The 13,178-nt window shown below is 70.5% G+C and carries 14 protein-coding genes; 13 read left to right on the top strand and 1 reads right to left on the bottom strand.

Features of this window, described 5'->3' with window-relative positions:
• The first annotated feature begins 13 nt into the window (after nt 1-13).
• Genes I7X39_RS10820 through ruvB form a run of 4 tightly spaced genes read left to right on the top strand, consistent with a single transcriptional unit; the run spans nt 14 to nt 4,127 of the window.
• Entirely contained in the window at nt 14-1,804 is a 1,791-nt protein-coding gene (locus I7X39_RS10820) for a sensor histidine kinase (protein WP_198111160.1), read from the top strand.
• Between the two features lie 37 nt (nt 1,805-1,841).
• The gene (locus I7X39_RS10815) at nt 1,842-2,495 is read left to right on the top strand and encodes a response regulator (RefSeq protein ID WP_198111159.1); all 654 of its coding nucleotides are present in this window, start codon (nt 1,842-1,844) and stop codon (nt 2,493-2,495) included.
• Entirely contained in the window at nt 2,495-3,070 is a 576-nt protein-coding gene (ruvA, locus tag I7X39_RS10810; protein ID WP_198111158.1) for a Holliday junction branch migration protein RuvA, read from the top strand. Before I7X39_RS10815 ends, ruvA begins: the two co-directional genes overlap by 1 nt.
• Nucleotides 3,071-3,074: 4 nt before the next feature.
• A complete protein-coding gene (gene ruvB / locus I7X39_RS10805) occupies nt 3,075-4,127 on the top strand; it encodes a Holliday junction branch migration DNA helicase RuvB (protein WP_198111157.1) in 1,053 nt (350 codons plus the stop codon).
• Here the strand turns inward: ruvB and gshB are convergent.
• On the bottom strand, nt 4,124-5,095 hold the full coding sequence (gshB, locus tag I7X39_RS10800; RefSeq protein ID WP_198111156.1) for a glutathione synthase: 972 nt from the start codon (nt 5,093-5,095) through the stop codon (nt 4,124-4,126). The genes ruvB and gshB overlap by 4 nt on opposite strands.
• 40 nt (nt 5,096-5,135) lie before the next feature.
• Between gshB and I7X39_RS10795 the strand changes: the two genes are divergently transcribed.
• The 9 genes from I7X39_RS10795 (at nt 5,136) to I7X39_RS10755 (ending at nt 13,171) form a co-directional block, all read left to right on the top strand.
• Entirely contained in the window at nt 5,136-5,927 is a 792-nt protein-coding gene (locus I7X39_RS10795) for a class II glutamine amidotransferase (RefSeq protein WP_198111155.1), read from the top strand.
• 62 nt (nt 5,928-5,989) lie between these two features.
• Nucleotides 5,990-6,508 (top strand): RDD family protein, encoded by a 519-nt coding sequence (locus tag I7X39_RS10790; protein ID WP_198111154.1) that lies wholly within the window; start codon nt 5,990-5,992, stop codon nt 6,506-6,508.
• Nucleotides 6,509-6,576: 68 nt separating this feature from the next.
• On the top strand, nt 6,577-7,233 hold the full coding sequence (locus I7X39_RS10785; protein WP_310739908.1) for an RDD family protein: 657 nt from the start codon (nt 6,577-6,579) through the stop codon (nt 7,231-7,233).
• Nucleotides 7,230-8,198, top strand: coding sequence for a stage II sporulation protein M (locus I7X39_RS10780; protein WP_198111152.1), 969 nt, complete (start codon nt 7,230-7,232; stop codon nt 8,196-8,198). The genes I7X39_RS10785 and I7X39_RS10780 overlap by 4 nt, the downstream gene beginning before the upstream one ends.
• Nucleotides 8,188-8,928, top strand: coding sequence for a hypothetical protein (locus I7X39_RS10775; protein WP_198111151.1), 741 nt, complete (start codon nt 8,188-8,190; stop codon nt 8,926-8,928). Before I7X39_RS10780 ends, I7X39_RS10775 begins: the two co-directional genes overlap by 11 nt.
• Complete coding sequence (locus tag I7X39_RS10770; RefSeq protein WP_232351879.1) at nt 8,915-9,634, top strand: DUF4129 domain-containing protein; 720 nt, start codon at nt 8,915-8,917, stop codon at nt 9,632-9,634. The genes I7X39_RS10775 and I7X39_RS10770 overlap by 14 nt, the downstream gene beginning before the upstream one ends.
• A complete protein-coding gene (locus I7X39_RS10765) occupies nt 9,631-10,830 on the top strand; it encodes a DUF4350 domain-containing protein (protein ID WP_198111150.1) in 1,200 nt (399 codons plus the stop codon). Before I7X39_RS10770 ends, I7X39_RS10765 begins: the two co-directional genes overlap by 4 nt.
• Nucleotides 10,827-11,807 (top strand): AAA family ATPase, encoded by a 981-nt coding sequence (locus tag I7X39_RS10760; RefSeq protein WP_198111149.1) that lies wholly within the window; start codon nt 10,827-10,829, stop codon nt 11,805-11,807. The genes I7X39_RS10765 and I7X39_RS10760 overlap by 4 nt, the downstream gene beginning before the upstream one ends.
• Complete coding sequence (locus tag I7X39_RS10755) at nt 11,804-13,171, top strand: DUF58 domain-containing protein (RefSeq protein WP_232351878.1); 1,368 nt, start codon at nt 11,804-11,806, stop codon at nt 13,169-13,171. The genes I7X39_RS10760 and I7X39_RS10755 overlap by 4 nt, the downstream gene beginning before the upstream one ends.
• Nucleotides 13,172-13,178 lie beyond the last annotated feature (7 nt).

Raw genomic sequence — 13,178 nt, 5'->3', positions numbered from 1 at the left:
CACAATTCCCGCCATGCGCTCCGCCCCGTCTGTGTGGGCCTCGGTCCGACGGGTCGGGGCCTTTTTGTTCCTGCTGCTGAACGCCTGGCTGGCCGGCGCCGCGCCGCTGGTGTTGGAGCAGGCCCGACTGCTGGGCGGCCAGGGCGCCCCGGTGCAACTGCCGCGCGCGCCCGGCCCAGTCGCCCAGGATCTGCAGTTCCGCTTCGACTACCGCGGCGGCGAGCGTGTGGCCGCCGCGCTCTGGCTGGCCAGCCCCTGTGGGGTGCGCAGCGTGCGCGTCAACGGCGTGGTGCTGCTGGAAGACGGCGCGGGCCTGCCCTGCCGCGGCCCGCTGCTCCTGGCGCTGCCGATCGGCCTGCTGGGCGAGCAGGGGAATCTGCTGGAGCTGCGCCAGCAAAGCCTGGACCCCACGCCGTTTTCACTCGGCCGCGCCGAGCGCCTGGATGCGCCGCAGATCGGCCCCTGGGACGAGCTGCTGGGCCTGCACCGCAGCCTCGTGTGGCAGCGCGCCGGGCTCGCGCTGGGTGCCGCCGGCGTACTGGCGGGCTTGGCGCTGGCCTTGGGTTTGATGGGCCTGATGCACCGCTGGGAACGCCGCCTGCTGCTGGGCGCCACTGCCCTGCTGGCCTGGGCCTTGCTGCTGGTCGCGGAATGGCAGGTGTGGCTGCCGCGTGACCACGCCGACCTGCTGCGCGGCCTGCTGCTGGGCCTGTGCTGCGCCGGTTGGCTGCTGCTGCTGGGACGCCAGCTGGGCTGGCGACACACCCGCCTGGACGCTGCCGCCCTGCTGCTGGCGGTGACCCTGCCCTGGTTGCCCTGGAGCCTGGGGCAGGCGCCCGCCGCCGCCACCTTGCAGGGCGCCGTACTCGGCCTTTGGGCCGCCGCGCTGGCCCTGGTCAGCTTGGGATTCATGGTGCACCGTCTGCGCCAATGGCGGCATGCCGGTGAGGGCCTGCGCGCCTGGCGCGAGCAGGCCCATGGCACGCTGCTGCCGGTGCTGACGAGCCTGGGCCTGCTGGCCTGCCTGCTGGCCTGGGCGCAGACCCACCGCAGCCCGGCCGTGCCCTGGGTGACGCTGGGCCTGGCGCTGGCCGGCCTGAGCCAGTTGCTGGGCTTTGCGCAGGCTCGCCTGCAGGCCGAACAGCGCCTGGTGACGAACGACCAGCGCTGGCAGGAACGCCTGGTCGAGTTCGAGCGCCAGCAACGCACCCTGAGCGACCAGCACCTGGAGCAGGTGACCGAGCGTGAGCGCAAGCGCATTGCCGCCGACCTGCACGACGACCTGGGCGCCAAGCTGCTGACCATCGTGCACACCAGCGAAAGCGAACGCATCTCCACGCTGGCGCGCGAGGCGCTGGAGGAAATGCGTCTGTCGGTGCGTGGTCTGACCGGCAAGCCGGTGCAATTGCTGGATGCGGTAGGCGACTGGCGCGCCGAGGTCGTCTCGCGCCTGACCCAGGCCAATATCGAGGCCGAGTGGATTTCGCTCGCCGAGGACGTGTCCTACACGCTGCCGGCGCGCGCCTATGTGCAGACCACGCGGATCATTCGCGAGTCGATCAGCAACATCATCAAGCACAGCGGTGCCACGCGTTGCACGGTGCGTTGCCAGGTTCTCGACGACGATTTCCAGGTCATCTTGCAGGACAACGGCCACGGCATCTCCAGCGCGCTGGACGGCCGGCTCGACAAGGGCCACGGCATGGCCAGCATGAAGGCGCGCGCCAAGCAGATGCAGGGTCAGTGCCTGGTCGAATCGGGCCCCGGCTGGGGCACGCTGATCCGCCTGAGCATCCCTCTGTGATACTTGCCCGTTACCTTTTGATTGCCCGGTGAACGCCATGGACCACGTCCTGCTGCTCGAAGACATTCCCGAGATCCGCATGTGGCTGAAGAACCTGATCCAGCAGGTCTTCGCCAACGCCCGCGTGGTGGAGTGCGCGCGCGTGCAGGACGCCCTGCTGCAGGTCGGCCAGCAGCGCTTCGAGCTGGCGCTGATCGACCTCGGCCTGCCCGATGGCTCGGGCGTGACCGTGGTTGAGGCCCTGCGCGACAAGCAGCCCGAGGCGCAGTCGGTCATCGTCACCATCCATGACGACGACGAGCACCTCTTCCCTGCCCTGCAGGCCGGCGCCTTCGGCTACCTGCTGAAAGAACAGGCACGCGAGCTGCTGGTGGAGCAGCTGCAGCGCATCAGCCAGGGCGAACCGCCGCTGTCGCCCTCGATCGCCCGCAAGGTCATCGCCTACTTCACCGGCCAGCGCCGCACGCCGGCGGCCTCGGTGGTGCCCGATGTGCAGCTGACCGAGCGCGAGACCGAGGTGCTGCTGCGCGTGGCCAAGGGCTTCACCCTGCCCGAGATCGGCGTGCAGCTGGGCCTCTCGCGCCACACCATCGCCGACTACGTGAAGCAGATCTACCGCAAGCTCAATGTGAGCTCGCGCGCCGAAGCCGCGCTGGAAGCGCAGCGCCTGGGCCTGTTCGGACGCGGTTGATGATCGGTCGGCTGCGGGGAGCGGTGGCAGCCAAGACGCCACCGCAGGTTCTGATTGATGTGCAGGGCGTGGGCTACGAAGTGGATGTGCCGATGAGCACCTTCTGCGCCCTGCCCGGCCTGGGTGAGCCGGTGACCCTGCTGACCCATCAGGTGGTGCGCGAGGACGCCCACATCCTGTTCGGCTTTCTCAGCGCCGAGGAACGCGAGGCCTTCCGCCAGCTCATCAAGATCTCCGGCGTGGGCCCGCGCACGGCGCTTTCGCTGCTCTCCGGCCTGTCGGTGAGCGACCTGAGCGAGGCCGTGGCACGGCAGGAGGCCGGGCGCCTGGTCAAGGTGCCGGGCATCGGCAAGAAGACCGCCGAGCGCCTGCTGCTCGAACTCAAGGGCAAGCTGGCCGACGCCCTGCCGGGCACCGGCAGCGTGGCGCTGGGCAGCGCGCACGCCGACATCAGCCAGGCCCTCCTGGCCTTGGGCTACAGCGAAAAGGAAGCGCAGGCGGCGCTGAAGAGCCTGCCGGCCGACATCGGCGTGGCCGAAGGCATCCGCCAGGCGCTCAAGGCCTTGAGTCGCTGATCCCATGCCGATTCAGACCGACGATTTCGCCGCCGCGCCGCTGGAGCGCATCGTCTCGGCCGGCGCCCGCTCGCCCAACGAGGAAGCGCTGGAGCGCGCGCTGCGCCCCAAGCGCCTGGATGAGTACATCGGCCAGACCAAGGCGCGCGAGCAGCTGGACATCTTTGTCGGCGCGGCGCGCAAGCGCCAGGAGGCGCTGGACCACGTGCTGCTGTTCGGCCCGCCGGGCCTGGGCAAGACCACGCTCTCGCACATCATTGCTGCCGAGCTTGGCGTGCGCCTGCACCAAACCTCCGGCCCGGTGCTGGAGAAGCCGCGGGATCTCGCTGCCATCCTGACCAGCCTGGAGCGCAACGATGTGCTCTTCATCGACGAGATCCATCGGCTCTCGCCGGTCGTCGAGGAGATCCTCTACCCCGCGCTGGAAGACTTCCAGATCGACATCATGATCGGCGAGGGCCCGGCCGCGCGTTCGATCAAGCTCGACCTGCAGCCCTTCACCCTGGTGGGCGCCACCACGCGCGCCGGCATGCTGACGAACCCGCTGCGCGACCGCTTCGGCATCACCACACGGCTGGAGTTCTACACGCCGGAAGAATTGCAGCGCATCGTCACGCGCTCGGCCGGCCTCTTGAACGCGCCGATCGACGAGACCGGCGCGCTCGAGATCGCGCGCCGCTCGCGCGGCACACCGCGCATCGCCAACCGCCTGCTGCGCCGCGTGCGCGACTGGGCCGACGTCAAGGGCGATGGCCGCATCAGCCAGCCCACGGCCGAGGCGGCGCTGCAGATGCTGGACGTGGACCGCGCCGGCTTCGACCTGATGGACCGCAAGCTGCTGGACGCGCTGATCCAGCGCTTCGACGGCGGCCCGGTCGGCCTGGACAACCTGGCCGCCGCCATCGGCGAGGCCAGCGACACCATCGAGGACGTCATCGAGCCCTACTTGATCCAGCAGGGCTATCTGCACCGCACGCCTCGCGGCCGCATGGCCACGCTGATGGCCTACCGGCATCTGGGCCTGGCACCACCCTCGCGCGAGGGCGAGCTCTTTTAAAGCTTGCTTTCGAGCGCGGCGATGAACTGCGCCGCCACATCCAGCCCGGCTTGCGCACTGATCTCCTGGAAGCAGGTCGGGCTGGTGACGTTGATCTCGGTGAGGAAGCCGCCGATCAAGTCCAACCCCACCAGCAGCAGGCCGCGTGCCGCCAGCGTCGGCCCCAGGGCCTCGGCCACTTCGCGTTCGCGCGCCGTCAGCGGCATGGCCACGCCCTTGCCGCCGGCGGCCAAGTTGCCGCGCACCTCGTTGCCCTGTGGGATGCGCGCCAGGCTGTGCGAGACCGGCACGCCATCGATCAGCAGCACGCGCTTGTCGCCGTCGACGATTTCGGGCAGGTAGCGCTGCGCCATGATGGTCTGGCTGCCGTAATGCGTCAGCTGCTCCAGGATGGAGCCAAGGTTCAGGCCGTCCTCGCGCACGCGGAAGATGCCCATGCCGCCCATGCCGTCCAGGGGTTTGAAGATGACGTCGCGCTGCTCGGCGTGGAAGGCGCGCAGCGCCTGCGGGTCGCAGCTCACCAGCGTGGGCGCGGTGAACTGCGGGAACTCCAGCAGGGCTAACTTCTCGGGGTGCTCGCGCAAGGCCGAGGGCTTGTTGAATACCTTCGCGCCCTCGCGCTCGGCCTGGCTCAGCAGATGGGTGGCATAGATGAACTCGGCGTCGAAGGGCGGGTCCTTGCGCATCAGCACCGCGCCGGTGTCGGCCAGGGCCAGGTCACGCGTCTCGGTCACGGCGTACCAGTCGCTCAGCGCCGTGCCATAGGCACTGGCCACCGCGGCCTCGCTCAATTGCAGGCGCTGCGCTCCGCGCGCCGTGACGCGCTGGCCGCTTTGCCAGAGCAGCTGCGGGGTCTCGCAGGCCCAGATGACGTGGCCACGACGGGCGGCCTCGCGCATCATGGCGAAGCTGCTGTCCTTGGTGGTCTTGATGTGGTCGACGGGGTCGATGACGAAGAGCAGGTCCATGCGCGCCAGTGTGTCAGACTGAACCCGGAGGTGCTGAGCGATGTGCCGATTCCTTGCCTACCGTGGGGATCCGATCTACCTGGAAGACCTGGTCTGCCGACCCAAGCATTCGCTGGTGCGGCAGAGCCTGCGCGCCGAGGAAGCCAAGGTGGTGACGAATGGCGACGGCTTCGGTGTGGGCTGGTACGGCGAGCGCGAGACCCCAGGCATCTACCGCGAGGTGACGCCGGCCTGGAGCGACGAGAACCTGCTGGCCCTGGCCGCCCATGTGCGCTCGCATCTGTTCTTCGCCCATGTGCGCGCCGCCACCGGCGGTGGCATCTCGCTGGCGAACTGCCACCCATTCGCCAGCGGCAGCTGGCTCTTCATGCACAACGGCCAGGTGGGCGGCTTCGGCTGCCTGCGGCGCGAGCTGGAAGGCGAGTTGCCCGACACGCTCTGGCACCAGCGCCGCGGCGCCACCGATTCCGAACTGCTGTTTCTGATGGCGGTGCACCGCATCGTGCAGGGTTTCGGCGTGGTCGAGGCCGTGGGCGACGTGCTGGCGGACGTCAGCGATCGCATGCGTCAGGCCGGCGTCGACGCCCCGCTGCGCTTTGCCGCCGCGCTGGCCGATGGCGAGGACGTCTACGCCTTCCGCTGGGCCAGCGATGCCAAGCCACCCACGCTCTACCACCGCCGCGAGGCCTTCGGCCAGATGGTGGCCAGCGAACCGCTGGAGGGCGAGCCCGAGGGCTGGGAGCCACTGGAGCAGGGCGAGGCCCTGTGCCTGCACGCGGATGGGCGCACCAGTTCGCACCAGCTGAGTGTCTGCACCGGCCCGCTAGCGTAGACACCGAGCGCCCTGACGGCCACGCGCGGGCAGAATCCGCGCCGGAATTTCAGGGAGAACAAGTGACAAACGCCATAGACCCGCGCTTTGCGCCGCCGCAAGCGCATGTGGAGGATCGCGCGCCGAATCAGGTGGCGCTGGCGGGACGCGGGGTGCGCTTCCTGGCGGCCCTCGGCGATGGGTTCCTCGGTGCCGGCGTGTTCTGGGCGCTTCTGAAGATTCCTCAGCTTGGCCCGCTCCAACAAGCCCAATTGGCGGCAAGCCGCGAGAGCATGTGGTCTTGGACTCCCTTGTCCCTGGTGCTCGGCGCGCTGATTTTCCTGGCCATACAAGCTTGGCCCCTGGTGACCCGGGGACAGACGCTCGGGAAGATGCTGTTCAAGCTGCGCATCGTGCGCAGCGATGGCTCCAAGCCCGAAGCCTGGCGGCTGCTGGGTCTGCGCTATGGCATCGGCCTGCTGATGAACATGAATGCCGCCCTCGTGACGATCTACTCCCTGCTCGATTCGCTGCTGATCTTTCGTTCGTCACGCAAGTGTCTGCATGACTCGATCGCCGACACCCAGGTGATCAAGCTCTGAGCGGCCCCTCTGCAGCGCCACGCCAGCGTATCGACACCCTGGCCCTGGCCGAAACCCCCGAGGGCATCGTGCTCTCGCTCCAGCCCGCCGGGCTGGTGGCGCGGACCATGGCCTTTCTGCTCGACCTGCTGATCCGTGTCGGCATCGACATCGGGCTGGTGGTCCTGCTCGGCACCCTGGGTGGCCTGGGCGGCGGCCTGATCCTGCTCGGCCTGTTCTGCGTGGAGTGGCTGTACCCGATCGTGTTTGAGCTCAGCCGCTGGGGCGCCACGCCGGGCAAGCGCGCGCTGGGCTTGCGCGTGGTGATGGACAGCGGCCTGCCGGTGACGCCGGCGGCCTCGTTCACGCGCAATCTGCTGCGCGTGGCGGATTTCCTGCCGCTGGCCTATGCCTTCGGCATCGTGACGATGCTGCTGAATCGCGAGTGCAAGCGTCTGGGCGATCTGGCCGCCGGCACCCTGGTGGTGCACACCGAGGCCGTGCGCCTGCACGACGCCCCACAGCCCGCCACCAGCCTGGCTCCGGCGCGGCCCTTGAGCGCGCGCGAGCAGGCGGCCATCCTGTCCTGGGCCGGCCGCGCCCAGCGCCTCACACCAGCCCGCTTCGAGGAACTGGCCCAGCTGGCAGCGCCTGTGCTGCCGCCGCTGCAAGCCGACGGGGCCCCGCGCAGCGCTGCCGAGCGCTTGGCCGGCGTGGCGCAATGGCTGATGGGACAACGCTCATGACGCCGCTGCATTTCGAGGCCCAGTACAGCGCGCTGTGGGCCGACTTCGCCGAGCAGCTCGAACAGGCCAAGCTGGGCAAGCCGGTGGACGCCGCGCTGCTGGCCGCGCGCTACCGGCGCGTCTGCGAGAACCTGGCGCTAGCCCAATCGCGCGCCTACCCGGTGCACCTGGTGGTGCGCCTGGAAAACCTGGCGCAGGACGCGCACCAGCTGATCTACCGGCGCCAGGACTATGGCCTGCACGCCTTCGGCCGCCTGCTGCGCGTGACGCTGCCGAACGCCGTGCGCGCCCAGGGCCGGCTGGTGCTGCTGGCGCTGGCCCTGTTCGCACTGCCGCTGGGGCTGGCCTTCATGCTGGCCCTGCAGGGCCCGGACTTCGCGCTGCGCCTGATGGACGCCGCACAGCTGCGCGAGTACGAGGCCATGTACGCCGACGGCAAGCAGCACATGGGGCGGCTGCGCGAGGCGGGCGACGACTGGCAGATGTTCGGCTACTACATCTTCAACAACGTCGGCATCGGCTTTCGCTGCTTCGGTGCCGGCATCCTGGCCGGCGTGGGCAGTGCCTTCCTGCTGCTCTACAACGGGCTGGTGATCGGCGCCGTGGCCGGGCATCTGGTGCGGGCCGGTCTGGGTCACAACTTCTGGCCCTTCGTGGCCACGCATTCGTCCTTCGAGCTGACCGGCATCGTGCTGTCCGGCGCGGCCGGGTTGGCCCTGGGGCTGGGCTGGCTGGCGCCGGGCCGGCGCACGCGCCTGGAGGCCTTGCGGGCGGCCGCCGCCGTGGCCGTGCCCTTGGTCTACGCGGCCTTCTTTCTGCTGCTGGTGGCCGCCGCCTTCGAAGCCTTCTGGTCCAGCGCGGTCTGGATCGCGCCGGCCGTCAAGTACGGCGTGGCCGGCCTGTGCTGGGGCCTGGTGCTGCTGTGGCTGCTGCGCGCCGGCCGGGGAGTGAGCGATGCGCGTTGAAGGCCTGGCGATTGCGCTGCGCCCGCGCAGCCAGGCCGAGGCCTGTGACCTCGGACTGGCCCTGGTGCGCGCGCATGCACGCTCGATCTGGCGCTGCTTCACGCCGGTGCTGCTGGCCGTGGCGGCGCTGGCGCTGTGCACGGTGGACAGCCTGGGCTGGCTGCCGCTGCTGATCCTGTTCTGGCTCAAGCCCTGGCTGGACCGTGTGCTGGTGTTCGTGCTGGCCCGCGCGGTCTTCGGCGAAGCCACGCAATGGGCCGATGTGTGGCGCGCGCGCCGCCAGGTGCTGGGCGGACAGCTGCTGCGCACGCTGTTCTGGCGGCGCTTCTCGCCCTGGCGCGCCTACACGCAGGCGATCGAGCAACTCGAAGGCCAGCGCGGCAGTGCCCGACGCCAACGCAGGCGGCTGCTGTTGAACGACAACCGCGGCGCCGCCACCGCGCTGCAAACCGCCTTTGTGCATGCAGAAGGCGTGCTCGTCTATGGCCTGGTGGCGCTGCTGTGGTGGTTTGCCCCGGAACAGGCCGGCATCTGGGACTGGTTCGTAAACCCCGAGCAGCATGCCGGCGGACAGCTCGGTTTCGACCTGGTGATGGCGCTGAGCTACACGGCCGTGGTGCTGTTCCTGGAGCCCTTCTATGTGGCGGCCGGGTTCGCGATGTACCTGAACCGGCGCGTGGCGCTGGAGGCCTGGGACATCGAGCAGGAGTTCCGCCATGCCTTTGCTTAAGGCCGCGCTGCTGCTGGCGCTGGCCAGCGGCCCCGCCGCAGCCGCCGAAGCCCCGGCAATGAGCGCCAGCGCCGTGCAGGCGGCGGCCAGCGCCGTCGCGGCCGACCCCCTGCTGCCCGGCACGGAAACGACCAAGACCCTGCGCTTCAAGCGCGATGAGGACAAGGAGAAGCCTGGCAAGAAGAGCGACGCACGCTGGTGGGCCGATCTCATGGGCAATCTGAGTGCCGGCCTGCGCGTGGCGATCTGGCTGCTCGGCGCGGCGCTGCTGATCTGGCTGCTGCTGCGCCTGCGCGACTGGCTGGGCCGGGGTCGCGGCGCAGGCGAGCTGGCCCCGCTGCCGCCCACCCATGTGGGCACGCTGGACATCCGCCCCGCCAGCCTGCCGGCCGACATCGGCGCGGCGGCGCGCGCGCTCTGGCAGCGCGGCGAGGAACGCGCCGCGCTGTCCCTGCTTTACCGCGGCGCGCTCTCGCGCCTGGTGCATGGGCAGGGCGTGCCGATCCGCGCCGCCAGCACCGAAAGCGAATGCCTGGCGCTGGCGGCGGCGCGCCTGGCGGGGCCGGCGCAGGCCTTTCTGGTGCAGCTGGTGACGGGCTGGCAGACGGTGGCCTACGCGCAGCGCACGCTCGCGCCGGAACAGCTGGAAGCGCTGTGCCAGGGCTTTGACGCGCACCTGCCGGCTGCCGCGGAGGCACCCGCATGACGCGCGAACGTCTGGCCTGGCTACTGGGTGCGTTGGGCCTGCTGCTGGGCGCCTGGTGGCTGTCGCTCAACACCGAATGGGTGGAGGTGTACAGCCGCCGCGGCGCCCAGGGCGAGGCGCGCGACAACCCGGTCTACGCCTTCGAGCAGCTGCTGCGCCGCCTGGGCATGCAGGTGGAGCGCCACGAGGCCTTGAAGACCCTGCCGCCCGCGCAGGCGCGCCTGGTGCTGCTGTCCAGCGATTGGCAGCTGATGCCCGAACGCTCGGCACAGTTGCAGCAATGGGTACTCCAGGGCGGGCATCTGGTGCTGGCGCCCAGCTCGGAGTGGGATAACTCGGCACTGGCGGACTGGGTGCCGGTTGAGCTGCTGGACATCAAACCCAGCAAGCGCTCCAGGCAGGAAAAGGCACTCACTTCGGAAATTGCGTCGATGCCACAGCCTCGCGAGGCGCTGGTATCCACTCCACCACTTTGGGACCGCACCGAATCGATCGCCTCCTGCGACGCGCGCCCCGACCAGTACAACTTGCGCCCCAGGCGGAACCATGCCCCGGCCTGGACGCTGGCACGCAAGAGCGCCGTGCATGCGCTCCGGGTTCCGCTGGGGCGCGGTAGCGTCACCGCGCTCAACAGCGGCCTCAACCTCTTCCACAACGAGCCCGCGCTGCGCTGCGACAACCCCCTGCTGCTGGCCGCCGCCGTACAGGCCGAGGCAGGCGCCGTCACCTGGATCTATCTGCACGAGAAGCGCCAGGCCCTGCTGCCCTGGCTGTGGCAGCAGAGCTGGATCGCCATCCTCGCGGGCCTGCTGGCCCTGGCCGCGGCGCTGTGGCGCGCGGCCGTGCGCTTCGGGCCGCTGATGGCCGCGCCACCGCGCCTGCGCCGCTCCATCTCGGAACAGGTGCGCGGGCTCGGCGCTTTCCTGCACCAGGGCGGCCGCGAGGCCCTGCTGGCGGCCCAGCAGCGCGCCCTGGTGGAGGCCGCGCAGCGCCAGCTGCCGGGCTTTGCCCGCATGAAGGCGTCCGAACGGGCGGCGGCCGTGGCGGCCGCCACCGGCCTGCCGGCGCTCGAACTCTCCACCGCCCTGTCCACCCGCTTCTGCACCCGGGCGCAGCTGCCGCCGCTGCTGCTCTTGCTCGAAACCGCACGGCGCCGGCTCGCCCACCAGACTTCCGACGAAAGACACCCGACATGATCAAGCCCGAAGAACTCCAACTCGCCACGCGCTGGCTGCACACCCTGCGCCAGGAGATCGGCAAGGCCGTCGTGGGGCAGGCACAAGCGGTCGAGCAGATGCTGGTGGCGGTGCTGGCCTCGGGCCATGTGCTGGTGGAAGGCGTGCCCGGCCTGGGCAAGACCCTGCTGGCGCGCGCGCTGGCCCAGGCCCTGCACCTGCAGTACGCGCGCGTGCAGTTCACGCCCGACCTGATGCCCGCCGACGTCATCGGCCACAGCGTGCTGGACGACACCGGCGGCGGGCTGGGCCGGCTGCGCGTGCGCAAGGGGCCGGTATTCACCCACCTGCTGCTGGCCGACGAGATCAACCGCGCCCCGGCCAAGACCCAGAGCGCGCTGCTGGAGGTGATGCAGGAGTACCAGGCCACGCTGGAGGGCGAAACCTTGCCACTGCCGCGCCCCTTCATCGTCATGGCGACGCAGAACCCGGTGGACACCGAGGGCACCTACCCGCTGCCCGAGGCCCAGCTGGACCGCTTCCTGGTCAAGATCCGCATCGGCTACCCCACGCATGACGAAGAGGCCGCAGTGGTGCAGCTGACCACCACCGGCCGCGCCGGCCACGAGCTGCCGCTGGAGGCCGTTCGGCCGGTCCTGGACGATGTGCAGGTGCAGGAGCTGCAGCGCCTGTGCGGCCAGGTGCATGCCGATGCCAAGGTGATCGACTACGCCGTCCGCGTGGTGCGTGCCACGCGCAACTGGCCGGGGCTCGATGCCGGCGCCGGCCCGCGCGGCAGCGTGGCCCTGGTGCGCACGGCGCGCGCCATGGCCCTGATCAAGGGGCGCGACTTCATCACCCCCGACGACGTGGCCGCCCAGGCCCTGGCGGTGCTGCGCCACCGCGTGACCATGGCGCCGGATGCCCAGATCGAGGGTCGCGATCTCGACGAGCTGCTGCAGGCCGCGCTCGACAGCGTGGAGGCGCCGCGGCTTTGAGCCCACGCCGTGTCGTCCGCCCCACGACCGCCAGCGTCTACGCGCTGGCGGCGCTGGCGCTCGCCCTGGCGCTGGCGCTGGCCTTTGGTGCGCCGCTGGCCAGCGCCGTGGCGCTGGGCATGGGCCTGCTGCTCGCGCTGCTGGCGCTGGCCGGCCTGGACCTGTGGCGCAGCCTGAGCCTGTGGCAGCGCGGCGGCCTGCGCGTGGAGCGCCGCCTGCCGGCCGCGTTCGCCATCGGCGTCTCCACCGAGCTTCGACTGGAGCTCGTCAACCCCGGCCCCCTGGCCTGGCAGCTGCAGGTCATTGACGAGCTCGACCCGGTGTTCGATTTCGAGGGTCTGCCCCAGCGTCTGCGGATCGGCGCGCAGCAGCGCAGCACGCTGCGCTTTCGCGTCACCGCGCGCCAGCGCGGCCTGGTGCGCCTGGGCCAGACCCAGCTGCTCTGGCGCAGCCGCGCCGGGCTCTTTGAGCTGCGCGAGCGCCTGGGCGAGGCGCAGCAGCTGCGCGTGTACCCGAACTTCGCCGCGCTGGCGCGCTACGCCTGGCTGAGTGGCGACCGGCGCCTGGCGCAGATCGGCATCAAGACCTACGTGCAGCGCGGCCAGGGCACCGACTTCCGCCAGCTGGCCGAGTACCGGCGCGGCGACCCGCTGCGCCACCTCGACGTCAAGGCCTCGCTGCGCCACCGCCGGCCGGTGGTGCGCGAGTACCAGGACGAGCGCGACCAATGCGTGATGTTCCTGCTCGACTGCGGCCGCCGCATGCGCGCCGACGAGCAGTCCGCCGGCAGCGGCGAGAACAGCCATTTCGACGACGCGCTCGACGCGCTGATGCTGCTCAGCTACGTCGCCCTGCACGAGGGCGACGAGGTCGGCGCGATGACCTTCGGCTGCGCGGAAGGCGAGCGCCGCGACTTCGCGCCGCGCAAGGGCCTGGCCACGCTGAATGCGCTGATGAACAAGATGCACGATCTGCAGCCCGGCAGCCATCACTCCGACTACCTGGCCGCCGCGGAGGCCCTGACCAAGCGCCTGCGTCGCCGCTCGCTGGTCATCATCCTGACCAATTTCCGCGATGAGGATGTGCCCGAGCTTCAGCCCGCGCTGCGCTTGCTGCGGCGCCGTCATCTGGTGCTGCTGGCCAGCCTGCGGGAAACCGCGCTGGGCCGCATCACCGAGCAGGCCATCGGCGACAGCGAGGCCGCCGTGGCCGTGGCCAGCGCGCACCTGCTGTCCCAGGCCCGCCACGACGCCTTCGCGCGCGTAGTGGACCACGACAAGCTGTCCGTTGACGTCGAACCCCGCGCCCTGGCTGCCAGCCTGGTGAACCGCTACCACCAGGTCAAGCGCGCCGGGCTTTTGTAGTGCCTTC

The organism is Inhella proteolytica, assembly GCF_016093275.1.
Lineage (GTDB): Bacteria > Pseudomonadota > Gammaproteobacteria > Burkholderiales > Burkholderiaceae_C > Inhella > Inhella proteolytica.
Note: the sequence above shows the minus strand (reverse complement) of the source record. Positions and strands in the feature narration are given on the sequence as shown.